The sequence below is a fragment of the Halarchaeum grantii genome, from assembly GCF_014647455.2.
Classification (GTDB): domain Archaea; phylum Halobacteriota; class Halobacteria; order Halobacteriales; family Halobacteriaceae; genus Halarchaeum; species Halarchaeum grantii.
In genome coordinates, this window is record NZ_BMPF01000005.1 from 64,137 (window position 1) to 89,912 (window position 25,776).

Here is a 25,776-nt window from a genome sequence, read left to right on the forward strand (position 1 = left end):
CGAATCGCAACGCAATCGATCGGAAGCAAGCGAGTTGGCCGTTGACAATTTGCCTGAGATATAACATTTATTGACAAAGAGTAACAAGCGTCTCTCTTGGTCGATACGGACGCTGGCCAACAGACGTTAACTGGCGAGGCTGCCGCGATGCGCTGTCTCTTCAGCAACTGATCGGCCGGCACCAGTCTTAACCAACAAAGAATCATTGGAAGGAGGAAGTACAGCCCGCTTTGTCTATCAAACCCCGAAGAGGGGATGAGGGCTTGATCGAGTCCTCGAACATCCATGAGTAAAAAGCAAGACCGAAACGACGTCTCGATCGATCCGATCCCAGTTGATGTTTCGAACTCGCTCTCGGATGAGGTTGATCCGACAGAGATCCCCGACGAGATCGAGTCGCTCACCCGAGCGCTTGCTAGCGAAGAGCCACCGACGAACCCGTTGGTCGTGCTGAAGGCCGCGCGCTGGTGGTACATTCACGGCGAGGGCGGAACCGATCCGGTATTCTGCTGGGCAGTCGAGTGGACGCGCCACCTCGCGACCGATACGGCGAACGACGTCGAACAGTTCGACGCGTTCCTCGCGTACCTCGTCGAACTTGGCCTCCCGACGAGCAGGCAGCGCTACGAACACCGCAGTAGCGTTTTTCTGCGCCCGAGAGGTGCGACGCGCGCTGTAGTGAGCGTCGTGGAGAACACCATGAGTGGGTCCACAGACCGAGAGTCGTCGGCGTCCTTCGGAGATTCCGACCAACGGTCGGAGGAGATGCACAGGACGATCGAAGCGTGGGTCGACGACCTCGTTGACCACGTCGACGAAGCACAGGCGAGCGAGACGTTCCAAGAGTGGCTGGACATCCAGAGTCGGTTCCACGACTATTCGTATCGGAACACGCTCCTGATTACCCTCCAGTGTCCTGAGGCAACGAAGGTCGCAGGGTATCAAGCGTGGCAGGAGGAGTTCGACCGTCACGTCCAGGAAGGCGAGAGCGCGATCTGGATCTGGGCACCCATCATCGCGAAGCAATGTCCAGAGTGCGGAAAATCGCCGAGTTACCACGAGCAGAGCGACTGTGAGTACGACGAGACGCCACCCGAGGAGTGGGACCGGGGACTCGTCGGTTTTCGACCCGCGTCCGTCTTCGATGTCTCCCAGACAGAAGGTGAGCCACTTCCGGAACTCAAGACGGCGGCGACCGGCGACGCCGGGAATCTCGTCTCCACCCTCGAAGACGCAGCTAACGATTTCAACGTCGACGTCGAGATCGTCGGCTCAGAGGAGTGGATTCACGGGCAGGCGGAGGGCATCTGCAAGCCACGTAGATCAGACGAGCGACCCCTAGTCGTAGTCCGCGATCGGGAGAACGAGGCGGACCTCGCCGTGACGCTCGTCCACGAACTCGCCCACGCGCTCCTTCACGGTGCAATCAGCGACCCGCTGGCGCGCGACGCACAGGAACTCGAGGCGGAGTCGGTCGCCTACATCGTCGGCCGGTACTGTGGCCTCGACACGAGCAACTCCTCGTTCTACCTCGCCGCCTGGGCCGGCGACGACCCAGACATGATTCGAGAGCGCCTCGGGCGTATCAGTCGAACTGCCCAGCACCTCATCGACGCCATCGACGAGCAGGCCCAGCGGTGAACGTAGAGCCGCCAAGAATCAATTCAGAATATTGAATTAAGAAATCGAGTGCGAGGGCAGGGAACGATGAGAGCGCCCGCATGGCCGAAGTCCGGTTAACTAATAGTCAGATATGCCTAATACACGGTATGCACGATTTGACCGGCTTTCAGCGCGACCTGCTCTACGTCATCGCGGGCCTCGAGAACCCCCACGGCCTCGCCATCAAGGAAGAGCTCGAGTCGTACTACGAGACGGAGGTTCATCACGGCCGCCTCTACCCGAATCTGGATACGCTCGTCGAGAAGGGCCTCGTCGAGAAGGGGCAGATCGACGAGCGCACGAACTCCTACACGCTCTCGCGACGGGGCCGCCGCGAACTCGACGCCCGCCGCGAGTGGGAAAACCAGTACGTCGACCTGTAGACGCGCCGGAGGACAATCTCTAGGGTCGTTGAGGTGAGAACCAGATCGGGGTGGTTGATGACGCGCTAAATCAGCCGATCGCCTGGAACCCGAGTGCGGGATTAGGGTCAATCGCACAGATCAAACTCAACGCAGAGAGCGTTAGATATAGACGAATGCTGTATCGCGCCGAAACCAACCTACTTAGAGGTTGAAAGGACTGGCGTGCTGAATACAGGGCGCGAATACGGCACGGAGCGATTACGTTGCGGGTGGTCCCGTCTCGACCGACCTGTACACACCCATCGTAAATTCTCAGTCTGACTCAAACAGCGCTTTGGTGAGTACGCCACCGTAGGCGAGCCTCGAACCGAGCCACAGCGCACCGAGGGTGACGCCCACCGCTATGAGGTCGGGACCCGGCTCCGGAAAGTGGCTGCTCGCCACGCGGGCAAGAAGGCTCGCCAAGGCGACACCGCCGAACCACACAGCCAAGAAGGCGACGTGCTGGTGAAGGGACTTCTTTTGGCGTGCGTGACGGTAACCGATCACGAGAAAGCCCACGAGTAGCAGGACGCCTACAGCCGCAAGGGCGAGAGAGCGGATCTGCCCACCAAACAGAAACGCGGTGGAGAAGGCGATTACCGCCGCGAGAACAAAGATCGTCTGGACGACCAGTCCGAGAGATGGTTTAATATTGGAGGGCTGTTGGGGCACAGATTGTGGTTACGGACGACGAGGAAATGAATCTTCTCGACGCGACCGAATCCCGGCCATCCAGATTGGTTCTACCCTACGCTACCGACCAGACTGTCCATCGTGACGTTCACTGCTATCTCTGATACGTCACTAAGTACATCCTCTGTATTCAGCACGCTCCCGAGAACACCAATGATATCTGGCAGAACCCTCGGCGGTGGGTTTGCATACCTACCTAACGGCCGTTTCACGGAATCGGACGGTGATGCCCTTACTTTGAGAGTGGTTAGATGACGTCGTTGGGGTCGTGGGCGTCACGCATGCGCGTGGCTTCGGCGGCGTACTGCTGGCGCGTTTCCGAGTCGTCGACGTGGCCGAGATTGGTGGGTGCGGCGTCGACGGCGGCGGTGGTGTCGCGGACGTCGCCGAAGCTCGTGAGCGCGCGTTCCTTGCGGAAGTAGCGCTCGCCGTCCGGGGTCGCGTACGTCAGGATGATGAGGTTCTGCTCGTCGTCCGAGTACGTCCGCTCGACCAACCACACCCGAACCGCCTCCGCGTCGCTCTCTTGGATACTCATGCACACTCCTACGTTGCACAGACAGATGGGTGTACTGCCGGCTCTGGAGGAATGGGTTGGGGGGCTGGACTGCACGGGTTAGCCGCGACGTCATGATAGGTTTAACCAACAAGATACGCTATTTCGCGCGAGTGTTGGTTAAGGGTCTTGCCGGCGCCTACGAAGAATGGAATGATCGCGCTCGAAGAAGGGGAAGACGGCCGTGCTCGTCGTCCGCGATGAGGCCGCGCCGGCCAGCGTTGGTTCGGCGGACTGCCGGTCACGTCTCGCGCGGGTCGAAGACGCCGCTACGGAGGCCCTCACGAACCGGCGCGTGCTCGGCGTCAGAGGGCGGGGGCGCGGTCACGAGCGTCGCTTCCAGCCGCGTCCCGTCGTCCGCGCGCACCCCGCGTGCCGCGCCGGCCTCGACGACGACCACGTCACCGCGCTCGACCCGATACGTCTCCCCCGCGTCGTGGACGACGCCGCGTCCGGACTGCACCGTGATCGCGACGTCGCTCTCAGGAGCGTGCACCGGGATGAACTGCCCGGGTTCGAAGAACCCGAGCACGACCTTCTGCCGCTCGCTCTCGAAGACCGTCTCCGCGTTGAACGCCTCCTCGTCGTACGTCCGCTCCGCGTCGAAGCTCGTCGCGACCATTACGCGAAGACTCGCACGTCCTGGACGTCACGCTTCCCCCGAACTCGTTCGGCCACCCCGCGACGAGAGGATCGGTCCCGCCGGCGGCGAGGGCCGTCTCGCCGAACTCGTGGACTTCCCCTCGGATTGCAACTCGCCGAAGTCAATGGGGTCCTCATTTGATATGTGGTGGCCTCTCTATCGGAGTCCGTTAGTACTGGCGCCGGGCGTACGCGACCGCTCCCGACCGAACTTTCAGTAGCGTGGCCCCACCACGGACGAGTGATGTACGATCCCAGTCTCGGCCGACCGCCGAGCGAGCAGTCGGGGCCGCGGCCGACGCGTTCGCAGCGAGACGGGGGTACCGGCCGCACGGGGTCACGGCCCGACCTGGAGGCGGAGCCGTACGCGCACACCTCCATCGCTCCCGGCACTCCCTCCGACCAGTGGGACGCTGTCGAACTCCGTCGGCTCCGCGATACGCCCCATCATCCGCTTCAGGAGACGGCCGAACGCGAACTCCAGTCCCGTCGGGAGCGACAGCTGCCTGACTGGGACGAGAAGCGGGACGCGCTCGACGACGTCCTTAATGAACCGATCGATCACCCCGACGTGTGGGCCGACGGGCGGGCACTTCTCGAACGGGAGCCAGTCGGCCAGCCCGAGTCGTCGGTCGACGCGGTCGCCCCGTCCTCGAACGCGGAATCTCTCGACCCGGCGAGTGACTCCGTCGGCGCCGAGTCGCTTCCGGAAGACCTCGACCTGGAGCGCTTCGTCGCGATGACCGTCTACCCGCTGACCCACTTCGACCGCCTCGACTACATCTCGAAGTGTAAACACTGTGAGTCGCGGCCCTACTCCGAGGGGCCGCATCACGACCGGAGCTGCCCGCGTTACGCGCGTCAGCTCCGGTACGATACGCACCACGCGACGCGGAAGTACTGCAAGCACGAGGACTGTAAAGCGCGGCCGTTCGTCGCCGGCTTCCACCACCACGCCGACTGTCCGCGCGGCTTCCACGCGCGCACCGACTGGCAGGTCGCCGACGACGGCTACAACACACCGTGCGTCTGCGGCGCGAAACCCTATTCCGAGGGCCCACACCACCGCTCCGACTGCAAGTATCACACCGCGACGCCCCGATTTCGAACCGACCGCGCGTACTCGGCCACCTGCGGGACGTGCGGCGCCAAGCCGTTCCCACCCGGCCCCCATCACGAACAGAGCTGTGAGCACCACGTCGAGGCGGTTCCGGTTCCACTCGCGCTCCGCGACGACTGACCGGATCGGAGTGGGACTACTCCTCTTCGAGGAGGGCGCCGTAGACATCGTGGAGCGCGTCCGCGACGCGCTTCCGGTACCGATAGCAGACCATCGGCGGCAGTTCGAGCTGTACGCCGGTCCCGTCGCAGAAGTAGTTGACCGAACTCGTCTCGCCGCGCCCCGCGAGCGCCATCTCGTCGTAGTCGGTACGGATCTCGAAATCAGCGGGGAGCGTCTCGCGGAGCGCGTCACCGACGGACTCGCGAAGCGAATCGGGGGCGCGACCGCCGACGGCGATGTACTCCGAATAGGAGTGCATGTGGATGCCGACGACGTAGGCGAACCGCCAGTCGAGCATCCGCTCGAGTTCGGGGTACGCGTCGGCAGCGGTAACGGGTTTCTTCATGTGCCAACGACTGAACGCGTCGGACGCGAACCCGGAGTTGAAGCCGTGGCAGAGCCACGCGGTTACCGGCGTCCCGGTCGCCCGGAGCGAGCGGAAGAGACGGGCGCCGATGTCGTCGGTACCGAACTCGATATCACCGCCGTGCGGACACGAGATCAGGAGGTCGCCGCGCTCGTCGCCCCAGAGCGTCTCGGAGAAGTCACCGCGCGGCCACGCCGCCATATAGCCTCCCTCGAGGGGGATCGTCGCATCGACGTGGACCGTCTCGCCCGGCCGCGTGCCGATCCGATCGCGGCCGGTTCCGGAGAGCCAGATCGTCTCCTCCGCTCCCGCAGTCACCTGCTCGACCTCCGCGTGAGCGGCGAGATAGTCGTTCTCGAGACGGACGTGATCTCCGTGCTCCTTGTCGAGCCGCTCGGCGAGTCGTGAACTGAGGTGGCACGTCCGACCGCTCTCGTCCTCGGCAACGTCGGTCCGACTCTCCACGCGCGCCTGAACCATGACGAGCCGTCAGAGCGGAGACGAGGTTAAAGCTGGGGTGACACAGAACATCGGTTCGGTGGCGTCGTCGCTCGGCCTCGCTGTCGGGCTGTGCACCGTGACGCCGAGGCCGAGGCGCGGCCTGCTCGGATTCGTGCGCGAGGAACTGCGCAACAGACGTGGCGCCGCGCGCTCCGTGACCTCGGTATCTCCGTCGAGAGCGTCCGCGCGTCGCGCCGTTGTGCCGCTCGAACACGTCCCGGATATTCTCGATTGCACCCGTAGATTCATCCGAATCCACGCACCAGAGCACGCATGGAGGTACCGGCGTTCGGCGACGTCGTCCACCGGACGGACGCGGCGAACCTCGACGTCACACTCGTGCACACGAGACCCGCGAAGGAGAGAACTGCCGAGGGAAGCGATCCATGCTGAGCCCCGCTGAGCAAGACTTCGTCGACTCCATCGTGGAGATTGGTGACCGGGTCCTGGATCAGGACACTCTGCCGTTCATGGTCGAGGAGGGACTGCCCGTGGAGAATCTCACAGCCATAACGGGTGACGACGATGTGGACGAAGTCTTGGAGGGGTTGAAACAAAAGGAGCTCGTGCACATTGAACCCCGCAAAGAGACGATTCGCTATACTGATACCCAGAGCGACGGATTCGACCTGGCCAATTGGGGACACACACGGTTCAAGACGGTTGACCGCCGATACGTCCACTTCACGGAGAGATTGAGAGCCCTGTACGAAGAGTAGCCAGTCTCACTCAGCGGTGACGCCACAGTTCGGGCAGGTGTCGGTCGTTGCTGACTCGACGTCCGTGGTGCGGTCGTCGGTACCGACGATGGCGCTCGCTGTCGGAACTGAGTGGGACAACCGATTTGGGAGTGCTAGGAATACGACTCAGGCCGCCACGGTTCCGGCCTGTGAGTAGTGCGAAGCGGGTCGAGATCGAATAGCCGAGCCTTAGTCGATGTCGAGCCGCTCTTTGATCGTCCGATGGTGGTCCGCGATTCTTGCGCTTATCTCGGCGATTTCATCTGACTCCGGCGCGTCGATGAGCAAGATAACTAATCGCTCCAAGAGTTCGACGCCGATCTCGATATTGTCTCTGACCGAGTCGGTCGCGTCACGATATCCCTCGAACTTTTCTTCGAGTTTCGCCACCCGCTCGGGTAGATCCTCGTCGATCTCGGTTAGCGAACTCGTCATACCCTGTGCAACCCGGACAACAGAATTTGAATTACGAACGATTTCTTGCAGCTCTTCTGTCGCTTCAATCCAATACTCGAGTTGATCCTGAAGCGTCTGGGCAGCCTCGCGTGTCTCTTTGAGATCGCTCGTCTCTGGCCCCGCCTCTGTTTCAGCCCTGTCGCGCTGAAGCGCGTCTAGCATCGACAGGACGGCCTGCGTCCGGCCCTTGTACTGCTGCAACCGGCTGTTCGTCGACGTGATATAGTCGAGGTGGGTGTCTGTCATCGCCACCACCTCTTCAGGGGTTTGAGGAGGCATATCCGCCCAAACTGCTGGCAGCGGTGAAAAAGTATGGACTAGCCCACATGACAGTTACGCTGCCTACTCGACGAAAAGACGGAGCGGGCTACTCGTCGAGCGCGGCGGCGATCGCTTCGAGTTCGGCTTTCCGGAACGCTCGGTCGACGCCGTCCGCCTCGTCGTCACGCTCGCCGATCGTCGTGAGGATGCCGGCGCGCATCCGTGGTTTCGGCGGCAGCGAGTCGGTGTCGATCTCGTAGTCGAGGGCGTCGCAGATCGCGGCGAGGTCCTCTTTCGTGAACGTCGCCGAGATCTCCCGCTCGAAGCGCCCCACAGCTACCCTGATCTCGTTTCGAAGCTCGTCGACGGTCTTGGCCATACCGCAACGTGGGAGGAGACCCTGGTGTAGATTCTGGTTCCGTACCGGCGGCGAACAGTGAATGCTCGTGGGCCGAGTGCCTACGCGAAAGGCATTTGATATCGCACGGCAAACCAGGCCGTATAACATCAACATTCATGGGGTACCGACGCGACGACGGTCGCGTCGGTGTCCGGAACCACGTCGCCGTCACCCCGACGCCCGTCGCGGCGAGCAGCGTCGCGCGCGGCATCGCGGACGGAGTCGGTGCATGGGGAAAGGCGACGCCACACCAGATGGGGACCACGCGACCGCCGGAGACGCGCTCACAGACCGAACGCGTCCTCGCGGGAATCGGCCAGAACCCGAACGTCGGCGCCGCCCTCGTGGTCGAACTCGGTACCGAGGAGACGGACGCCGCGGACCTCGCCGATCGGATCGCACGGAACGGGACGCCGGTCGACACCCTCTCGATCCGCGACGTCGGCGGTACCAGCGCCGCGCTCGAGGCGGGTACGGCAACCCTCGACGAGCTGAACGAGGAGGCATCAACGGCGCGTCGTGAGGAGGCGGACGCGAACGAACTGGTCTTCGCCGCGGAGTGCGGCGGAAGCGACGCCACGAGCGGCATCGCGGCGAATCCCGCGGTCGGGAAGGCGTGCGACCGGCTCGTCCGAGACGGCGGTACCGCGTCGTTCAGCGAGACACCGGAGTTCATCGGCGACCACGCCATCGACGAGGCCGTCGAGTACGGGGCGCGAGCGAGCGCGAGCGGTGTCTCGCTCGTCGACGCGCGGACGGCGGACCCGACGGATCTCGTGGCGGCCGTTCGCGACGTCGCCGATGGCGCGGCGACGTGTGCGGAGGGGCACGGTCTCACCGAGTTCGCCATCACGCGCGTCGGCCCGTCGATGTAGCGACCGTCGGCGTGTCGGCCGACGATTCCTCCCGCTTAGTGCCCGGCCGAGATTCGACGAGTTCGACCTGTGCCCGTCGGGGTCGCGGTGGAACGCGTACCGTGTGTCACCGGGACCGGACGGGCCGATGAGGATGCCATCACACTCGCGCTGGTCGTCCTGCGGTGTCGACGCCGCCGATGTCGAGGCCGATGTGTGGAACCAGTCGGGGTGCTCTCGCCGCGCGGCACGCGGGACGGTGTGGAAAGCACGTCCCCGATATACACGCCGGACAGTCGCGCCCTCTGGCGTGTATGTTACACTCAAGCACAATACTTTTCCACCATGATGTTCAACCCTGATGCGTAGCATGGATAATAATTATAAATATGGTTCGACCGGTCAACGACGTCGGCAGTACCTCAAGGGTGTCGGTGGGGTCGTCGGCGCAGGTGCCATCACCACTCTAGCCGGCTGCTCGAGTGACGGTGGGTCCGGCGGAGACGGTACCACGACCTCGAGCGGGGGCAGCGGCGGGTACAACCAGCCAATCGATAAGGCGTTCCTCTCTCCGGACAGCCTGAAAATCGACCTCTGGAAGGCGTTCCTCTCGGGCATGAAGGAGGCCGCGGACGACTTCGGCATGACGGGGAGCGCACAAGACCACGGTGGCCAACTGAGTAAGCAGATCTCGCAGATCCAGGGCGCCATCACGAGCGGTGCTGACATGGTCGCCGCGACCGCACCGAGCGACGCCGGCGTGCAGTCGATCGCCGAGACGGCGGTCGACGGCGGCGTCCCCTTCTTCGAGTACTGGTCGATGGGCAAGTGGCTGTTCCCGTCGAAGATCGGCCCCGAGTTCGTCCAGTACCAGATCCCGGAGACGTTCAAGGCCGGTGCGATCCCCGCGAAGATCCTCTTCGAGGAGATGGGCGGCGAGGGTAACTACGTCGCCATCCTCGGTCCGAAGGGACACATCGGCTCCTATCGTGTCGAGGGCATGAAGATGGCCCAGGAGGACTACCCCGACATCACCCTCCTCGGCTCCCAGTACTCCGGCGGCTGGACGCGACAGAAAGGCCGCGAGGTCATGTCGTCGTTCATCGCCAACCACGGCGACGACATCGACGGCGTCTACTGCAACAACGGGACGCTCGGTCTCGGCGCAGCGACCGTCCTCTCCGAGAACGACATGGCGATCCCGTTCACGGGCTTCGACGGCGCGCTCTCGAACATCGAGTACATCAACAACAACGGCCCGGACTCCGGCGAGCCCTACCAGGTACAGGAGCAGGCCGCGCCGCCGTTCTGGCAGGGCGGTTGGGCCGTCGCGAAGGCCTGGGACTGGCTCCACGGGTGGCGTCCCAGCATCCCCGAGCGGATGATGTGGACACGGACCCTCACCGTCCTCAACCCGGGTCTCGACCAGTCGAAGTTCAGCGACCTCGACACCACGTTCGCGACGCCGGACAAGTACAACTCCGTCGCCTACAGCGACGGGCACTCCCCCTACGACTGGAAGCTCGCGTCCGTCCACGAGAGCGGCGAGGACTGGGACCCGCAGCACGCGTTGGCCCCGATCCGCAAATCCGAGTGGAACCAGCTGAAGTGGGACGAGAGCAACAAGCCGAACGACCTCAGCGTCCCCTCGGAGTACGACGACGCCGACCTCTTCGATCAGGTCGCGGAGGACTACCACCAGCGGAACGTCAACGGCAACAACCCCTACCTGTAGACGCCGCAGGCGGACTCACCACTATGTACACTATTTCCAACTCACCCACGCTCGAACAACGACGGTGTCGTCTATGAGCACCGGGACCGACCCGAGTACTCGGGCCGAGGCGCGTGACTCCGAGGCAGCGCCGCGGTTTCGCGTCGCGGACATCCGAAAGGAGTTCACGAACGTCGTCGCCCTCGACGACGTCAACTTCGAAATCGGGACCGGCGAAGTCGTCGGACTCGTCGGGGAGAACGGCGCCGGGAAGAGCACCCTCCTAAACATCCTCAGCGGGATCTACCAGCAGGACTCGGGCAGCATCCACGTCGACGGGAGCGAAGTCGACATCTCCGACCCACGGGCGGCATCCCACCACGGGATCGCTATCGTCCACCAGGAACACAACGTCATCCCGAACCTGACGGGGTACGAGAACCTGTTCTTGGAGCAGTTCCCGGACTACTCGAACGCGGGCGTCCTCGACACGGACACGCTCAAGCGCGAGGGGGCGGAGGTTCTCGATACCCTCGGGATCGACCTCGACCTGACGAAGCGCGTCTCGGGCTACTCCTTCAGCGACCGGCAGATGTTGAGCATCGCGAAGGCGTTCACCGAGACCGTCCACACCGACCACCCCGTCATCCTGCTCGACGAGCCGACGGCCGGTCTCGAGGAGGACGGCCGCGACCTGCTGTTCGACCGCATCAACGAACTCCGCGATCACGCATCGTTCGTCTTCGTCTCGCACGAACTCGACGAAGTCCTCGAAGTCAGCGACCGCATCTACGTCCTCCGCGACGGCAAAATCGTCAACCACCTCCCGGTCGAGGACGCGACCGAGGACAACCTCCAGCAGAGCATGGTCGGCCGGGAGGTCTCCGAAGAGTACTACCGCAGCTCCCGACAGCGCGACGTCGGGGAGGCGGAGACGGTCTTCTCGGTCTCGAACCTCAGCCGGGAGGACCGCTTCGACTCCGTCTCCTTCGACGTCCGCGAGGGCGAGATCCTCGGTATCTGTGGCGTCATGGGGAGCGGGAAGAGCGCGCTCGGGCGAGTGCTGAGCGGCGTGGACGACGCCGACGAGGGCGAAATCGCCGTCGATGGCTCGTCCATCGAACTCGGTTCGGTCTCCCGGATGTTCGACGCCGGCGTCGGATACGTCCCGAAGGAACGCCAGTCGGAGGGGACGCTCCTCTACCAGCCGCTTCGCGTGAACGTCTCCCTCCCCAGCCTCGGGACGGACGTCGTCGCCGACAAGATACCGGGGCTCGGCGCCGTCCCCTGGCTCATCGACTTCGACAAGGAGGACGAGATGGCCGAGGACGTCATCGACCAGCTCAACGTCAAAACACCCAGTATCGAGACCCCTCTCGTCCAGCTCAGCGGCGGGAACCAGCAGAAAGTCGTATTGGGGAAAAACCTCCAGGGCGACATCTCGACGCTCGTCATGGACAACGTGACGCGTGGCATCGACGTGGGCGCGAAGGAGGAGGTCTACGACATCCTCCGCGACCTCGCCGACGACGACGTGGCGATGGTCTTCATCGCGGACGAACTCCCCGAGCTCATCGGGATGAGCAACCGTATCGCCGTGATGCGGGACGGGGAGGTCGTGGACGTCGTCGATGCACCGGCCGGCGATAAGCCGACCGAATCGGAACTCATCCAGAAGATGATCTAACATGGCTCAAGAATCACAATCGAACCCCGTTCGCGAATGGTACGACGAGTACACGGAAAGCCGGTCAGCCCTCGATATCGCCGTCGACCTCGGTCCGTTCCTGATGCTGGTGATCCTGATGGCGATTTTCACCGCCACCTCGGGGGTCTTCCTGACCTTCGACAACCTCGTCGGGAACGTCCTGATGAACAGCATGATCCTGCTGTTCGTGGCGCTCGCCGGGACGTTCCCGATCCTCCAGCAGAGCATCGACCTCTCGGTGGCGTCCATCGTCTCCCTGAGCGGCGTCGCGATGGCGCTGCTCGTCAGCGACTACCAGCTCGGGATGCTGGCGCTCCCGATCGGCGTCCTCGTCGGCACGGGTGTCGGCCTGCTCAACGGTATCGTGTTCGCAAAGGGGAAGATTCCGTCCTTCCTGGTCACGCTCGGCTCCCTCTCGATCTTCGGGGGGTCGGCTCTGTTGATCACCGGCGGCTACTCGGTCCCGTTCAACTCCCCGGCGATCCGTCAGCTCGCGATCGGCCACGTCATCCCGCAGGTCCCGAACCTCGTCATCTGGGGCCTCGTCACCTACGTCATCGTCTCCCTCATCGCGTGGAAGACGACGTTCGGGCGCTACACGTACGCCCTCGGCGAGAACGAGCGGGTCGCCGACTTCTCCGGGGTCAAGGTCGACCGCTACAAGATCGGCGCGTTCGTCCTCTCCGGGACCCTCTGCGGACTCGCCGGCGTCCTGCTGAGCGCTCGTATCACGTCCGCAACGCCCGGGATGGGGTCGGGGCTGTTGCTCCAGTCTATCGCGGCTATCGTGATGGGTGGGACGGCGCTGACGGGCGGCGTCGGCGGTCCGCACCGGACCATCCTCGGCGTTCTCGTCATCGGCGTGCTGACGAACGGGATGAACCTCCTCAGCATCCAGTCGTTCGTTCAGGAGATCATCCTCGGGTTCGTCGTCATCTTCGCCGTCGCGATGTCGATGGACCGCGATAAGATCGACATCGTCAAGTAACGATCACGACCCACCGGGTCGTCGAAACACGCACCATCCATCCTTTCATGCCGACCACGACCAACCACAGCTCAGACGGCGTACAGACACCGGACCGACCAGCGGGACGTGGAGGTGGGTGCCGATGAGCGACGACGCGGCACTCTCGTCGGCGCTCGGCGCACTCGCCGACGGCGAACTCGTCGACCTGACTCACGCTCTCGAAGAGGGTGTTCCAACCGTCCCGACGCACGCGCGATACGGACACACCCGCTACGAGTCCTACGAGGAGGGTGACGTCGCGTGCCACTACCGTCTCACGCTCGGCGAGCACACGGGGACGCACGTGGACGCGCCACTCCACTTCATCGCCGAGGGCGACGCTCACTACGACATCTCCTCGGTCCCGCTCGATCGCCTCGTGGGACGCGCCGCGACGATCGACGTCACCGATGTGGGTCCGAACGAGACCGTACCTGCGGATCGAATCCGCGAGTGGGAGGCGGAGCACGGTGAGCTAACGGAGGGCGACAGGGTCCTCTTCCGGTTCGGCTGGGATCGCCACTGGGACACGGGCGCCGACGGCACCTACTACATGGAGGAGTGGCCCGGCCTCTCGGAGGAGGCCGCCGCGTACCTCACCGACGCCGACGTCGCTGTGGTCGGCTGTGACACCGCGGCTATCGACGTCTCGGGTACTGAGGAGTTCCCGGTGCACTACGAACTTCTCGGAAACGAGGTATACATCGTCGAGAACCTGACGAACCTCGAGGCGCTCCCGCCGTTCTCGCTCCTCGCGACGTTCCCACTGAAGATCGAGGATGGCTCGGGATCACCCATCCGTGCGGTCGCCATCGTGGAGTGAGCGGCACGGTGTCACCACCTCTGAGTTGGCAATCCCAGGTCCACCGAGCGAACAGTATCAGCCGAGATTAAACAAAGGGAACCGTTCGCACTCCCCTCGAACCACGTGAACCGGTGGGACTAGGCGTCCGTGTATTCGGCGAGCGAGTGGTTCGGGCTGTCGGTCGTCCATTTCCCGATCTGGATGACCGCGAAGGCGTCGATGGAGGCGTCGAGCGCGTCGTCGAGCGCTGAGCGAACCTCGGCGGGGAGGTCGGCGACGGGAATCGCGGTGAGCGGCCGACTGGTGAGGAAGTGGCTGCTCCCGAAGCCCGTCGGCGCGATGACGATGACGCGCTCGCTCTCGACGTCGCCGAGCGCGAGCTCGGCGTCCCGCCCCGAGAGCACCGTCGCGTCGAGGTCGTCGACCGGGAACAGCATCGTCGCGTCCCCGTGGTCGATGCTCCCACCTGACCGCCCGAAATGCCCTTTGAGCATAATAAGTTGAAAATATATGCTCTACAGGCATCAGTGTTGTGGCGGGGTCGTCAGGACTGACACGGTATCCCCACCATTGAGTGGCCCGGACGACGACGAGGGACTATGCCTCGCGACCTCTACGACTGTACGGCGGGCGAACTCGCCACCAGCCCCGTCGAGCATCTCTCGCACGACACCGCTCCGAGCGACGCCGCGACGTGGCTCGCCGAGAACGGCTACGACGCCGCGCCGATCTATCGCGACGGCGACCCCGTCGGCTTCGTCCACGAGGACGACGTCACCGCCGACGCCACGGGCACGCTCGAGGACGCCCTCACGCCGCTCACGATCACCCACATGATCAGCGGCGACGCCGCCTTCCCCGCCGTCCTCGACGCCCTCACCGAACACTCGGCCTACTTCCTCGGCGGGCACAACCACGTCAGCGGCGTCCTCACCCGCGCCGACCTCAACACCGCCCCCGCGCGCATCTCCCTCTTCGACCGCATCACCTACCTCGAAGAACACCTCCGCGAACTCGTCCTCGCGGAAGCGCCCGACTGGAAGCGGACGTCCGTCACCGTCGGCGAACTCGACGCCATCGAGGAGCGCTACGCGGACGCCCGCGCGGCGAACGTCGCCCTCTCCGAGATTCACTACGCGCAGTTCTCGACGCTCGAAACCATCGTCACCGACGTCGAGGCCTGCTGGCGGGCGTGTGGCTTCTCGCAAAGCGGCACCGCGGACTCCCGGCTCCACGCCGTCACCGAACTCCGCAACGACGTCGCACACGCTAACCTCCTCGTCGAGAACACCGACAGCGACGACTTCCTCAGTAGCGGCCGCACCACCGAGAACCTCCGCGAGACGCTCGACACCATCACGCGGATACTCGCGTCCCTCCGGGACGCGGGCTACGACCCGGATTCGTCCGGCGACTCCTCCCGCTCACCGGACGAATCCGAGGCGGAGGCGTAGGCCGAGGGGTCAGGAGATCGATCGTGCAGAGACGAACGGAGAGAGTGTGCGGCCTCACGCGGGGAGGTCGAGTCGCGTGAGGTCGAGGTTCTCGGCGACGAGGGTCGCGGCGCGGTCGAACGGCATCTCGGGGTCGGCGGACGAGTCGGGGGGCCGGGTGTCGGCGTGGGCGTAGACGTCGTCGCGGAACGCTCGGCGGACGGCCCGGTTCTCGAAGAGCCCGTGGAGGTAGGTGCCGAGGACGCCGCCGGTCGCGGCGCTCCGGTCGCCGAGCGGGCGGGCGACGTCGCGAACGGGGGTCGTTCGACCCATGTGGATCTCGTAGCCGGTGGCGGTGCCGCTCGCGCCGCTGATCGGGGCGACGCCGTCGACGGTCACGGTGACTCGCTCGAGGTGTTTGTCCTCGCGGAACCGCGTTTCGACGGGGAGATAGCCGAGACCGGGGACGGTGTCGTGGGCGTCGACGCTCTCGATGCCGGCGTCGAGGATGCGTTCGCCGAGCAGTTGGTAGCCGCCGCAGAGGCCGACGATGGGGCCGTCGAATCCCGCGAGGGCGTCGTCGAAGCCGGCGTCGCGGAGCGCGAGCAGGTCGTCGACGGTGTTCTTCGTGCCGGGGACGACGACGGCGTCGGCGTCGACGAGCGAGCCGTCGAGGGGGACGTATCGGACGCGAACGCCGGGTTCGGCGGCGAGCGGTTCGAGGTCGGTGAAGTTCGAGATGTGGGGGAGGTGGGGGACGGCGACCGTCACTGCCCGGTCGGACGGGACGCCGTCGTCGCCGCCGACGGTGCGTGTGTCCCCACTGGAGGGGAGGGAGACGGAGTCCTCGGCGGGGAGGCCGGGGTCGTCGTAAGGGAGGACGCCGAGGATGGGGACGCCGGTTCGGGACTCGATCTCGTCGATGCCGGCCTCGAGGAGCGCGGGGTCGCCGCGGAACTTCGTGATGGCGGCGCCGACGACGCGCTCGCGGACGGCCTCAGGGAGCAACTCGAGGGTGCCGTAGAGGCTGGCGAACGCGCCGCCGCGCTCGATGTCGACGAGGAGGAGGATGTCGGCGTCGGCGAACACCGCCGTTTCGACGTTGGCGAGGTCGCGGTCGTGGAGGTTGATTTCGGCGATACTGCCCGCGCCCTCGGCGACGACGACGTCGTGCTCGCGGGCGAGGCGCTCGTAGGACTCGACGGCGGCGTCGCGCGCGGTCTGCCAGTGCTCATCGTAGTAGCTGCCGGCGTCGTAGTGGCCGACGGCCTCGCCCTGGACGACGAGTTGGCTCTCGGCGTCGCCGCGCGGCTTCAGGAGGACGGGATTGACGTCGGTCGTCGGCGTGATGCCGGCGGCGCGCGCCTGCGTGTACTGGGAGACGCCGATTTCGCCGGGGTCGCCGTCTGGCGTCGCGACGACGCGCGCGTTGTTGCTCATGTTCTGGGCCTTGTAGGGCGCGACGGCAACGCCGCGCTCGGCGAGGAGGCGACAGAGGCCCGCGGCGACGGTGCTCTTCCCGACGTGGCTCGCCGTCCCCGCGACCAGCAGCGTCTTCGTCATCTAATACTCGGTGCCCTTTCGCGCGCGCTGGCCCGCGTCGATGGGGTGTTTCTCCTTCGCCACCTGCGTCACGAGGTCGGCGTGCTCGTAGAGGTAGTCGGGCTTCGTGTGGCTCCCGGTGAGCACGAGTTCGAGGTCGTCGGGCTTCGATTCGACGAGCCCCAGAATATCGGACTCCTCGAGGAGCCCCTGGTCGACGGCGTAGAGGGCTTCGTCGAGGATGAGCATGTGGACGCCGTCGTCGGCGGGCGCGTCGAGTGTGAGCGCCCCCTCGACCCCCGTGGCGGCTTCGATGAGTTCGCGTGCGCGCTCGAGGCCCGCACGCGCTTTCGCGGTGTGCTCGTCGTCGTCCGATCCATCGAGACGGCCGTGCCAGCCGTAGTGGCCGGTGTTCTCGTAGGAGAAGCCGGGGAACTGGTCGATGGCGTTGTACTCGCCGCGGGTGTCCTCGACGCTGGACGCGCCGCCCTTCATGAACTGGAGCATGTGGACGCGGTAGCCGTGGCCGGCGGCGCGAAAGCCCATCCCCATCGCGGCCGTCGTCTTCCCCTTCCCGTCGCCCCACCAGGCCTGCACGAGCCCGAACTCCTCGGGCTCGGCCGCCTCGATGCGGGTCGGCGTCGGGTTCCGCCCCTTCCCGGGGGTCTGGGCGAGCTGGTCGTCCGTCGCTTCTGTGCGGTCCGTGTCGTCGGTGGTGTCGGTGTGGTCGGTCATAGGGAATCGGTGAGTCGGTCGAACGCACCGCTCGCGGCGTGGCGGTGGCAGTACGTGCCGACGGTCTCGTGCTCGGTGAGTCCGTCGTGGTCGTCGTCGATGCCGGTGCCGCGAACGACGTCGAAAGCGAACCGCGCGTCGGCGTCCGGCGAGAGCGAGGAGTAGTGGAACTCGTGGCCGTGCTGTGTCTCCCCACCGGCCGCCGTCAGGCCGTCGTCGCGGGCGCGGAGCGCGACGTGGTCGAGCGCCTGATAGCGCTCGTGCATCCGCACGTCGGCGGGGAGGACGCCCGCCATGTCGTAGGTGTCGCCGTCCGTGGTGGTGAGCGATTCACAGAGCGCCATGAGGCCGCCGCACTCCCCGAGGACGGGGAGGCCGTCGCTCGCGCGCCGGGCGAGGTCGTCGAGTGCGGGCGCGTCGGCGAGGTCGGCGGCGTGGCGTTCGGGGTAGCCACCGGGGAGGTAGACGGCATCGCAGTCCGGGAGGGCGTCGCCGGCGAGCGGCGAGAACGTCGCGACGTGCGCGCGCTCGCGGAGGCGCTCCAGCACGGCGGGGTACGCGAAGCAGAAGGCGGCGTCTCGCGCGACGGCGACGGTGCGCTCGCGGCGCGTGCTCGCTGGTTCGGGGTCGGGACGCGTCGGCGCGCGCGCGGCGTCGAGGAGGCGCTGTGTGCGGATCGGCTCGGCGGCCGCGTCGAGCGCTTCGTCCCCGAGCGGCGACTCCGTCCCGCGTTCGAGGCCGAGGTGGCGCTCGGGGATCTCGAGGTCGTCGCGCGGCGGCACCCGACCGTAGTACGTGAGCGACTCGGGGAGGGCGTCGCGGATGCCGTCGGCGTGCCGGCCGCCGTGCGCGCGCTGTGCGAGCACGCCGACGACGTCGACGTCGGCGTCGGCGTGCGCGGCGTACTCACGAAAGCCGAGCGCGCTCGCGGCGACGCTCTGCATCCCCGCGCTCGCGTCCACGACGAGGACGACGGGCAGGTCGAGCGCCGCCGCGACGTCGGCGGTGCTCGCCACGGACCCGTCGTAGAGCCCCATCATGCCCTCAACGACGCAGACGTCCGGGGTGCCGCCCGAATCGGTCGCTGTAGCGTCTTCTGCGCGGTAGTAGTTCCGTCGCATCCCCGTCCGGCCTTCGAGCCACGGGTCGAGCGTTCGGGAGGGCCGACCGGTGACGGCTTCGTGGTGGCTCGGGTCGATGAAGTCCGGGCCGGCCTTCGCGGCCTGCACCGTGTGGCCGGCGCGCTCGAGCGCACGACAGACCGCGAGCGTCGCCACGGTCTTCCCGACGCCCGACGCCGTGCCCGCGAGGACGACGCCCTTCATACGCGGAACACCTCGGCGGACCGGGTCGTGACGACGCCGTGGTCGGCGTCGGCGACGGCCGCCGGGAAGTCACCCTCGGGGTAGCGCGAGCGGAGGCTCGCCCGGACGGCGTCGCGGACGCACGCCCGCGCCGCCGCCCCCACCTCGGTCCCGCTTCCCGCGAACGTCGCCGGCTCACCGCTCGGGTTCGCGCCCGCGACGACCGCGTCCGTCGTCGTCCCCGGGAAGCCGGTCTCGGCGAGCAGCGTCGCGGTCTTCGCCTCCACGGCGACCGAGAGGAGCGTCGCGAGCGCGGCGTCGTCGAGCGCGCGCGCCGTCCCGAGCACGACGTTCACCGTGCCGACGCTCGGCTCCTGCGTCTCGGGTTCCTCAGTATCGCGCTCGCCGTCCATCGGAAGGGCGGCGGGGTTCGACACGCCGGCGGTCGCGTACGCCGTCACGCGCTCGCTTCGCGCGCCGCGAGCGTGCGACATCGCGACGCCGGTGAGGAGCGTCGGCCCCGCCGTCCCGAACCCCGCGTCGTCCCGGCGCTCGGCCGCGTACGCGCTGAGGTCCGTTCGGGACCAGCCCTCGGGCACGGAGACGTTGTAGGCGGCGTCGGCGTCGACGTAGCCGCCGTCCCAGCCGGTCGAGAGCCAGCGCGCGCCCGACGCGGCGACGCGGAGGACGCCCTCGCGGACGGTAGCGTCAAACATCGAGGGCCTCCAGCAGTCGGTCGTTCTCCTCGCGCGTGCGGACGGCGACGCGGACGTGCGAGTCGAGTCCGCGGAACGTCGTCGCGTCCCGCACCGCGACGCCGCGTTCGCGCGCCCTCGTGACGACCTCCTCGACCCCGCGGTCGCCGACGTCGAGGAGGAGGAACGGCGCGTCCGACGGTGCGACCGCGAAGCGCTCGGCGAGCGCATCGCGGAGTCGCGCGCGCTCCTCGCGGACGCGCCGCCGGGTGTCGGCGACGAACGCCTCGTCCCGCATGCAGTGTTCGCCGACGGCGAGCGCGGGCGCGCCGACGTTCCACGTGCGGCGCGCGGCGGCGAGTCGCTCGTATCGGTCGCCGGTCGCGGCGGCGAACCCGGCGCGAAGCCCCGGGAGGCCGAAGAGCTTGGTGAGCGAGCGCGCGACGACGACGCCGTCGCGGCCGGCGAGCGAGGGCTGGTCGGTGAACCCGAGGAAAGCCTCGTCCACGAGGAGCGTCGTCCCCGCGTCTGCACAGGCGTCCGCGAACGCGCGGAGGGCGTCAGCGTCGTAACACTCGCCGGTCGGGTTGTTCGGGTTGCAGACGACGGCGAGCGCGTACTCGTCGGGATCGGCGTCCAGCACCTCGTCGTGCGGGACGAAGACCGGATTCGCGCCCTGCAAGCGGACCTCACGGGCGTACTCGGCGAAGCTCGGCGCGGGCACGAGCACGTCGTCGCCCGCCGTGACGGACACCTCGACGGCGAGGCGGATGGCGGCGAGGCCGCCGGGCGTCGCGACGACGTCGCCGGGCGCGCAGTCGACGTAGTCGGCGGCGGCCTCGCGATACGCGCGCGGCGGCTCGACGGGGTAGGTTCGGGCGGCGTCGAGCGCGTCCGCGTAGACGTCGCGGACGCCCGAGGGCACCCGGGGGTTCGTGTTCGCGCTGAAGTCCACGACATCGGGGTCGTCGCTACTCCCGTGGGGCTCGCGCCCGACGCGGCGAACGGCGTCAGGCTCCATCCGCGTCACCCCGTTCGTCGCCCACCAGTTCGTCGTAGCGCTCGACGAGTCGGTCGCGGACGGCCGCCATCGACACGCCGGCGTCGTCGGCGAGGGCGAGCGCGCCGCCCATGCCCGCGCCCTCCTTCGCGACGCCCGCGAGGTAGTGTTCGGTGGCGGCGTGGTCGGTGTGCTCGAAGCCGGGGTCGGTGACGCGGAGGTCGACGCCGAGGTCGTCGGCGGCCGCGCGGAGGTCGACGCCGTCGTCGTCGGCGACGAACGAGGTGGTGGCGAGCGCGAACGGGTCGTCGATGCCGCGATGGCGGACGAGCGTCGCGGCGGCGAGCATCTGCGTCCCGCCCGCGACGGTGACGGTCTTGCCCGCGTCGAGCGCGCCCTCGACGAGGCCGGCGATGGTGGCGAGCGTCGGGTCGCCCATCCGCCTGACGGCGGCAACCGGATCGCCGGAGAGGGCGCCGGGTTCGAGGCCGCTCGCATCGAGGGCGTCCGCGACGACGTCGCGCTTGAGGGCGATTGGGTTCGTGGGGAGCGAGGAGGAGACGCCGTACTGCTCGCCGAGCGCGCGGAGGACGCCGAGCGCCGTCGTCGTCCCTCCGGGTATGGTTTCGCCGACGACGAGGCTCTCGTCGGGGTGGCCGCGAGCGTACTCGGCGGCGGCGTCGAACAGGGCGGCCGCGTTCGCCACCGGCTCGGGGTCGCGGACGTCGCGGCCGGGTTCGCTCCCGAGGCGGACGGCGGGCGCGGCGGTGCGCGCGGCCAGCCCCGCGTCGAGCGCGACGACGTCGAAGCCGACGAGTTCGCGGACAGCGCGCGTCACGAGCGCCGGCGTCGGACAGCCGTCCGGGCTGACGGGGACGAACGGCGCGAAGACCGGGCGGCCGTAGGCGACGAGCTCGGCGTCCGCAGCCGGCGTCTGCGCCATCAGGTCGGGGCTCGCGCCGGCGGCGCTGATGCCGTCGATGGTCGCCGTCTCCGTCGTGCCGGCGACGAGCAGGACGGTCACAGCAACGCCTCCGCGAGGACGGCGTCGTCGAGGTGGTTCACGTTGACTGCGTAGCGTACGTCGTAACTGAGGAACATGGTTTCGGTGTCGGTGTCGGCGACGACGTTGACGCCCGCCGGAGCGACTTCGCGGCCGTCGCGCTCGTAGGTCGTGTCGGCGCTCGCGCCGAGTTGACGTTTCAGTTCGGCCGGAACGCAGACCTGCACGGCGTCGGTCACAGAGCCGGCGGCGGCGTGGGCGAGGACGCGGTTCACGGCGGCGCCGTCGAGGAGCGGGAGGTCGGCAGCGACGGTGAGAGCCGGGGTCTCGACGGCATCGAGCGCGACGTCGAGGTCGCTCACGTAGCCCGCACCGGGCGTCTCGACGGTGTCGAGGCCGCGCGCGTCGAGGTGTGCGGCGGTCTCGGGGGTCGCGGGGGTGACCGCCGCCGTGACCGAGTCGATGCGGCTCGCTGCGAGCGCGTCCAGCACGCGGTCGACCATCGGCCGGCCCGCGACGGGGAAGAGCGGTTTCTCCGCCTCCGTCTCGAGGCGGGTGCCGCGGCCGCCGCACATCACCAGTGCGTCCACGCGATCACCCCCACGAGGAGCGCGGCGAGGCGCGCGAGTTCGTTCGACGCGCCGATGACGTCGCCGTTGATGCCGCCGAGGCGCCGCCGCGACCACGCGAGCACACCGAGCGCGGCGAGCAGGGCCGCGCCGAGGGCGGTGGCGGCGGCCGGGTTCGGGTACGTCACGAGCGCGGCCGGGAGCGCGACGAGGAGGGGGAGCACGAGCGAGCGCGCGGAGAGGGAGTCGCTGACGGCCGCCCCGAGCCCGTCGTGGGTCGCGTCGCCGAGGCAGGCGACGGTCGCCATCGCGAGTTTCGCGCCGACTTCGACGGCGAGGGCGAGCGCGGCGGCACGGAGCGGAAGCGTGGCGAGCCTCGCGGCGGCGACCCACGTGCCGAGGAGGACGAGCGCGAGCGCGAGCACCGCGCCGACGCCGACGGCGGAGTCTTTGAGAACGTCGCGGCGGCGCTCGGGCGTGGCGTCGCCGTGGACGGCGGCGGCGTCCCCGAGGTCGGCGACGGCGTCGGCGTGCGCGACGCCCGTGACGGCGTAGATGCCGAGCAGGTAGCCGAACCCGGTCAGGTCGGCGTCGAGACCGAGGAGGAAGGGCACTGTGAGGACGAGGCCGATGGGGTAGGCGGCGAGCGGGAAGGCTGCCGGCGACGCGCGGAAGGCGTCCCAGTCCCGCTCTCGGTGGCCGACCGGGAGGCGCGTGAGGAAGCCGAGCGCGCCACGGACGGCGCTCAGAGCCACGCGACCACCCCGGTGGCGCCGACGGCGAGCACGCCCGCTCGGTTCACGATGCGGACGGCGCGCTCCGCGTCGGCGGTCGTCGGGAGGGGGGCGTCCGGGTTGAGCGTGTAGACGCCGGGTTTCTCGAGGCGGACGTCGAGCGCGGCGGCGAGCGCCGCCATCGGCCACCCGGAGTTCGGCGACGGCGGGGCGTGCGCCCACGTTTGCGCTCGCGGGAGCGCGCGACCGTCGACTGCGGCGAGCGCGACGAACACCGCGCTGACGCGCGCCGGAACCCACATGACGAGGTCGTCGAGTCGCGCGCTCGCGGTTCCGTGGGGCTTCGACGGGTAGCCGAGGACGGAGTCGTGCGTGTTCACGGCCTTCACCCAGACGGCGGCCGCGACGCCGAGCGCGAGCGTGAGCTGTGCGCCGACGGCGAACGCGAGGAGCGGCGCGACGAGGCCGTCCGCGAGGTTCTCGGCGGCGCTCTCCACGGCGGCGCTCCGGAGTTCGCCGTCGTCGAGGGCGGTCGTGTCGCGCCCGACGAGCCCGCGAATGCCCGACGGCGGTGCGTCGTCCGCCGCGTCGATGCGGGCGACCACGTCGCCCGCGAGGTCGACGAGCATCCGGCGGCTCGTCGCCGAGAACAGCCAGAGGCCGGCGACGGCGACCCCGAGGACCGGGTGAACGCGGAGCGCGCCGACGACGCTCGCGGCGGCGAATGCGGCGGCGACCAACGGGAGGCCGAGCGCGACGAGCGCGCCGACGACGCGCGGTCGCGGCCACTCGCGGTCGAGCGCATCGACGACGCGGCCGTAGAGCGCAACCGGGTGGACACGTCGCGGCGGCTCGGCGACGAGCGCGTCGAGGGCGACCGCGAGCGCGAGCGCCGCGAGCGCGCTCACCACGACGCGTCCTCCAGTCGGTCGGGGAACGCCGAGAGCGGCGTGTCGGCGAGGAGGACGGCGGTGCCGCCGAGCGCGTTGAGGCCGCCGTCGGTCGCCGGGTCGTCGCCGACGTGGACGAGCGCCGAGACGTCGGTGGCGAGCGCGTCGGCGACCGCGCGAAAGGCGCGTCGGTCGGGCTTGCGCCAGCCGCAGTCGACGCTCGCGACGACCGCGTCGAATCGGTCCTCGGGGAGGTCGGACGCGGCGAGCGCGCGCTCAACGAGACCGGGGACGCTACAGTTCGAGAGCACGCCGACCCGGCCGGCGGTGGCGGCCGCCTCGACTGCGGCACACGCGCCCGGCCGCGTCGCCACGTCGCCGTCGAACGCGTCCGTGACCGCCGCCTCGACGACGTCGCGGGGGGGCGTGACGCCGCGACTGTCGAGCACGGCGAGCACGTGCTCCGGGAGCGGATACTCGCGTCCCGCGTCGAGCGAGACGTGGGGTTCGCGGTACGCCTCGTCCCACGACTCCGGCACGCGAACGCCGCGTGCGGCGAGCTCGTCGGCGACGGCGGCGGCCGGGTCCTCGGGGCGAGCGGCGTCGACGAGCGTGCCGAAGAGGTCGAACGAGACGTGCATTCGCTATCAGTCGAGGCGGCGGGTCGCCGTCGCGAGCGCGGCGAGAGCGCCGACGAGCGCCGCGATGACGCCGAACCCGGGCGATCCACCGCTCGTCGTCTCCGCTGCGCTCGTGGTGGTGGCGTTCGCCTGCGTGGTCGTCGCGCTCGGTTCGTCCGTGGTCGTGGTGGCGTTCGCGGCGGCGAACGCCTCGGGGTGCATCGCCTGCGCGAGCGCCGTAATCGGCTGGACGACACGCGGCGCGGGCTGGTTCAGGTAGTTGTAGTTGAGGACGATGACGTTCCCGTTCTTCACCGCGTCAGTGCTGTTGTACGCGGCGGTTTCCGGGACGGTCGGGTCCTGGCTGTTCCGGATGATCCACTCCGGGTTCCGCTCGACGATGGTCTCCTCGTTTATCTGTGCGTAGCCGTCGATGCCGGCCTCGGCGGCGACGTTCGTTCCGCCGGCGGTCTCGATGATCGTGTCGATGAAGGTGTTGTTGCCGGCCGTGTACCCGAAGAAGGTGTAGATGGCGCGCGGGCGCTCCTCGCCGTCGACGGCGGTGCGGACGGTGTCGAGTTTCGACTCCATCTCGGTGACCGTTTCGTTCGCGCCGTCACACGCGCCGACGAGCGCGCCGGTCACGTGCGTCTGCTCCTTGATGGTCGCGATGGAGTCGGCGGACGGGTAGTGGTAGACGGTCAGGTTCGCCGCGCGGAGCTTCGCGACCGTCTCGCTCGAGATGGTGTCCGGGGCGAGGACGAGGTCGGGTTCGAGGGAGACGACCGTCTCGCGGTCGATGTAGGCGTCGCCGGTGCCGGAGACGTTCGTCCGGTTGCTCGCGCCGTCGAGGTAGTGCGCGTACTGCGTGACGCCGACGACCTGGTCGCGCGCGCCGATCTCCCACATCGTCTGCGCGGCGCTCGGGCTGAGTGTGACGACGCGTTCGGGCGTCTCGGTGACGGTCACGTTCTCGCCGGTCGCGTCGGTGACGGTGACCGGGAAGCTACACGTCGGCGAGTCGATCTGGCTGGCGTTCGACTGGGCGTGCGTGGTCCCAGTCGCCGCTGCTGCGGGTGCGGCCCCCGCTGAGAGAAGCAGGAAGACCGCGAGGATAGCTGAGAGTCGGTGTCGCATCGTCCCACCCAAGACGATATTACAATAAATATTTAGCTATCGAAAGTAGAGTTTAGT

27 protein-coding genes and 2 pseudogenes are annotated in these 25,776 nt (G+C 67.7%); 11 read left to right on the forward strand and 18 right to left on the reverse strand.

Features of this window, described 5'->3' with window-relative positions; genetic code table 11:
• Positions 1-285: 285 nt before the first annotated feature.
• The 3 genes and pseudogenes from IEY12_RS16090 to IEY12_RS13560 all read left to right on the forward strand — a co-directional run.
• Positions 286-492, forward strand: a pseudogene (locus IEY12_RS16090) (DUF8013 domain-containing protein); the annotation flags it as partial.
• A gap of 207 nt (positions 493-699) precedes the next feature.
• Entirely contained in the window at positions 700-1,641 is a 942-nt protein-coding gene (locus IEY12_RS13555) for an ImmA/IrrE family metallo-endopeptidase (RefSeq protein WP_188884300.1), read from the forward strand.
• Between the two features lie 128 nt (positions 1,642-1,769).
• Positions 1,770-2,045, forward strand: coding sequence for a helix-turn-helix transcriptional regulator (locus IEY12_RS13560; RefSeq protein WP_188884200.1), 276 nt, complete (start codon positions 1,770-1,772; stop codon positions 2,043-2,045).
• Positions 2,046-2,339: 294 nt separating this feature from the next.
• Here the strand turns inward: IEY12_RS13560 and IEY12_RS13565 are convergent, their stop codons facing one another.
• The 3 genes from IEY12_RS13565 to IEY12_RS13575 form a co-directional block, all read right to left on the reverse strand.
• Positions 2,340-2,741: a hypothetical protein gene (locus tag IEY12_RS13565; RefSeq protein ID WP_188884201.1), complete on the reverse strand. Its 402-nt coding sequence runs from the start codon at positions 2,739-2,741 to the stop codon at positions 2,340-2,342.
• Between the two features lie 268 nt (positions 2,742-3,009).
• Positions 3,010-3,300 (reverse strand): DUF7967 family protein, encoded by a 291-nt coding sequence (locus IEY12_RS13570; RefSeq protein WP_188884202.1) that lies wholly within the window; start codon positions 3,298-3,300, stop codon positions 3,010-3,012.
• A gap of 259 nt (positions 3,301-3,559) precedes the next feature.
• On the reverse strand, positions 3,560-3,940 hold the full coding sequence (locus tag IEY12_RS13575; RefSeq protein ID WP_188884203.1) for a cupin domain-containing protein: 381 nt from the start codon (positions 3,938-3,940) through the stop codon (positions 3,560-3,562).
• 264 nt (positions 3,941-4,204) lie between these two features.
• Between IEY12_RS13575 and IEY12_RS13580 the strand changes: the two genes are divergently transcribed.
• Complete coding sequence (locus tag IEY12_RS13580) at positions 4,205-5,200, forward strand: hypothetical protein (RefSeq protein ID WP_188884204.1); 996 nt, start codon at positions 4,205-4,207, stop codon at positions 5,198-5,200.
• Between the two features lie 16 nt (positions 5,201-5,216).
• On the opposite strand, the gene IEY12_RS13585 is transcribed toward IEY12_RS13580, so the two are convergent.
• The gene (locus IEY12_RS13585) at positions 5,217-6,089 is read right to left on the reverse strand and encodes a poly-gamma-glutamate hydrolase family protein (protein WP_188884205.1); all 873 of its coding nucleotides are present in this window, start codon (positions 6,087-6,089) and stop codon (positions 5,217-5,219) included.
• 407 nt (positions 6,090-6,496) lie between these two features.
• Here IEY12_RS13585 and IEY12_RS13590 point away from each other — a divergent pair, with 407 nt between their 5' ends.
• A complete protein-coding gene (locus tag IEY12_RS13590) occupies positions 6,497-6,829 on the forward strand; it encodes a hypothetical protein (RefSeq protein WP_188884206.1) in 333 nt (110 codons plus the stop codon).
• A 210-nt stretch (positions 6,830-7,039) separates the two neighbouring features.
• Here IEY12_RS13590 and IEY12_RS13595 read toward each other — a convergent pair whose 3' ends face one another.
• Positions 7,040-7,585, reverse strand: coding sequence for a hypothetical protein (locus IEY12_RS13595; RefSeq protein WP_188884207.1), 546 nt, complete (start codon positions 7,583-7,585; stop codon positions 7,040-7,042).
• Between the two features lie 88 nt (positions 7,586-7,673).
• Entirely contained in the window at positions 7,674-7,946 is a 273-nt protein-coding gene (locus IEY12_RS13600; protein ID WP_188884208.1) for a hypothetical protein, read from the reverse strand.
• Between the two features lie 137 nt (positions 7,947-8,083).
• On the opposite strand from IEY12_RS13600, the pseudogene IEY12_RS13605 reads away from it, so the two are divergent.
• From IEY12_RS13605 to IEY12_RS13625, 5 genes and pseudogenes are all read left to right on the forward strand, one after another.
• A pseudogene (locus IEY12_RS13605) lies at positions 8,084-8,665 on the forward strand (UxaA family hydrolase); the annotation flags it as partial.
• A 706-nt stretch (positions 8,666-9,371) separates the two neighbouring features.
• Complete coding sequence (locus IEY12_RS13610; protein WP_188884302.1) at positions 9,372-10,556, forward strand: sugar ABC transporter substrate-binding protein; 1,185 nt, start codon at positions 9,372-9,374, stop codon at positions 10,554-10,556.
• A gap of 73 nt (positions 10,557-10,629) precedes the next feature.
• Positions 10,630-12,222 carry a sugar ABC transporter ATP-binding protein gene (locus tag IEY12_RS13615; protein ID WP_188884209.1) on the forward strand — a complete coding sequence of 531 codons (1,593 nt, stop codon included), beginning with the start codon at positions 10,630-10,632 and terminating at the stop codon, positions 12,220-12,222.
• A 103-nt stretch (positions 12,223-12,325) separates the two neighbouring features.
• Positions 12,326-13,231 (forward strand): ABC transporter permease, encoded by a 906-nt coding sequence (locus IEY12_RS13620; protein WP_188884303.1) that lies wholly within the window; start codon positions 12,326-12,328, stop codon positions 13,229-13,231.
• Between the two features lie 124 nt (positions 13,232-13,355).
• On the forward strand, positions 13,356-14,075 hold the full coding sequence (locus tag IEY12_RS13625) for a cyclase family protein (protein WP_188884210.1): 720 nt from the start codon (positions 13,356-13,358) through the stop codon (positions 14,073-14,075).
• A 119-nt stretch (positions 14,076-14,194) separates the two neighbouring features.
• On the opposite strand, the gene IEY12_RS13630 is transcribed toward IEY12_RS13625, so the two are convergent.
• Positions 14,195-14,551: a DUF8165 family protein gene (locus tag IEY12_RS13630; protein ID WP_188884211.1), complete on the reverse strand. Its 357-nt coding sequence runs from the start codon at positions 14,549-14,551 to the stop codon at positions 14,195-14,197.
• Between the two features lie 105 nt (positions 14,552-14,656).
• On the opposite strand from IEY12_RS13630, the gene IEY12_RS13635 reads away from it, so the two are divergent.
• Positions 14,657-15,511 (forward strand): CBS domain-containing protein, encoded by an 855-nt coding sequence (locus IEY12_RS13635; protein ID WP_188884212.1) that lies wholly within the window; start codon positions 14,657-14,659, stop codon positions 15,509-15,511.
• Positions 15,512-15,565: 54 nt separating this feature from the next.
• Here IEY12_RS13635 and IEY12_RS13640 read toward each other — a convergent pair whose 3' ends face one another.
• Genes IEY12_RS13640 through IEY12_RS13690 form a run of 11 tightly spaced genes read right to left on the reverse strand, consistent with a single transcriptional unit; the run spans position 15,566 to position 25,719 of the window.
• Positions 15,566-17,053, reverse strand: a complete 1,488-nt coding sequence (locus IEY12_RS13640) for a cobyric acid synthase (RefSeq protein ID WP_188884213.1) — start codon at positions 17,051-17,053, stop codon at positions 15,566-15,568.
• On the reverse strand, positions 17,054-17,767 hold the full coding sequence (locus tag IEY12_RS13645; RefSeq protein ID WP_188884214.1) for a cob(I)yrinic acid a,c-diamide adenosyltransferase: 714 nt from the start codon (positions 17,765-17,767) through the stop codon (positions 17,054-17,056).
• Positions 17,764-19,092, reverse strand: coding sequence for a cobyrinic acid a,c-diamide synthase (locus tag IEY12_RS13650; protein ID WP_188884215.1), 1,329 nt, complete (start codon positions 19,090-19,092; stop codon positions 17,764-17,766). Before IEY12_RS13650 ends, IEY12_RS13645 begins: the two co-directional genes overlap by 4 nt.
• Positions 19,089-19,787 (reverse strand): adenosylcobinamide amidohydrolase, encoded by a 699-nt coding sequence (locus IEY12_RS13655; RefSeq protein ID WP_188884216.1) that lies wholly within the window; start codon positions 19,785-19,787, stop codon positions 19,089-19,091. Before IEY12_RS13655 ends, IEY12_RS13650 begins: the two co-directional genes overlap by 4 nt.
• On the reverse strand, positions 19,780-20,787 hold the full coding sequence (gene cobD / locus IEY12_RS13660; RefSeq protein ID WP_188884217.1) for a threonine-phosphate decarboxylase CobD: 1,008 nt from the start codon (positions 20,785-20,787) through the stop codon (positions 19,780-19,782). The genes IEY12_RS13655 and cobD overlap by 8 nt, the downstream gene beginning before the upstream one ends.
• The gene (locus IEY12_RS13665) at positions 20,777-21,790 is read right to left on the reverse strand and encodes a nicotinate-nucleotide--dimethylbenzimidazole phosphoribosyltransferase (RefSeq protein WP_188884218.1); all 1,014 of its coding nucleotides are present in this window, start codon (positions 21,788-21,790) and stop codon (positions 20,777-20,779) included. The genes cobD and IEY12_RS13665 overlap by 11 nt, the downstream gene beginning before the upstream one ends.
• Entirely contained in the window at positions 21,787-22,344 is a 558-nt protein-coding gene (locus tag IEY12_RS13670; RefSeq protein WP_123079164.1) for an NTP transferase domain-containing protein, read from the reverse strand. Before IEY12_RS13670 ends, IEY12_RS13665 begins: the two co-directional genes overlap by 4 nt.
• Positions 22,344-23,093: an adenosylcobinamide-GDP ribazoletransferase gene (gene cobS, locus IEY12_RS13675; protein WP_188884219.1), complete on the reverse strand. Its 750-nt coding sequence runs from the start codon at positions 23,091-23,093 to the stop codon at positions 22,344-22,346. The genes IEY12_RS13670 and cobS overlap by 1 nt, the downstream gene beginning before the upstream one ends.
• The gene (gene cbiB / locus IEY12_RS13680) at positions 23,084-23,983 is read right to left on the reverse strand and encodes an adenosylcobinamide-phosphate synthase CbiB (protein ID WP_188884220.1); all 900 of its coding nucleotides are present in this window, start codon (positions 23,981-23,983) and stop codon (positions 23,084-23,086) included. The genes cobS and cbiB overlap by 10 nt, the downstream gene beginning before the upstream one ends.
• On the reverse strand, positions 23,977-24,603 hold the full coding sequence (locus tag IEY12_RS13685; protein WP_188884221.1) for an HAD family hydrolase: 627 nt from the start codon (positions 24,601-24,603) through the stop codon (positions 23,977-23,979). Before IEY12_RS13685 ends, cbiB begins: the two co-directional genes overlap by 7 nt.
• 6 nt (positions 24,604-24,609) lie before the next feature.
• Positions 24,610-25,719, reverse strand: a complete 1,110-nt coding sequence (locus tag IEY12_RS13690; RefSeq protein WP_188884222.1) for a PGF-CTERM-anchored ABC transporter substrate-binding protein — start codon at positions 25,717-25,719, stop codon at positions 24,610-24,612.
• Positions 25,720-25,776: the final 57 nt, after the last annotated feature.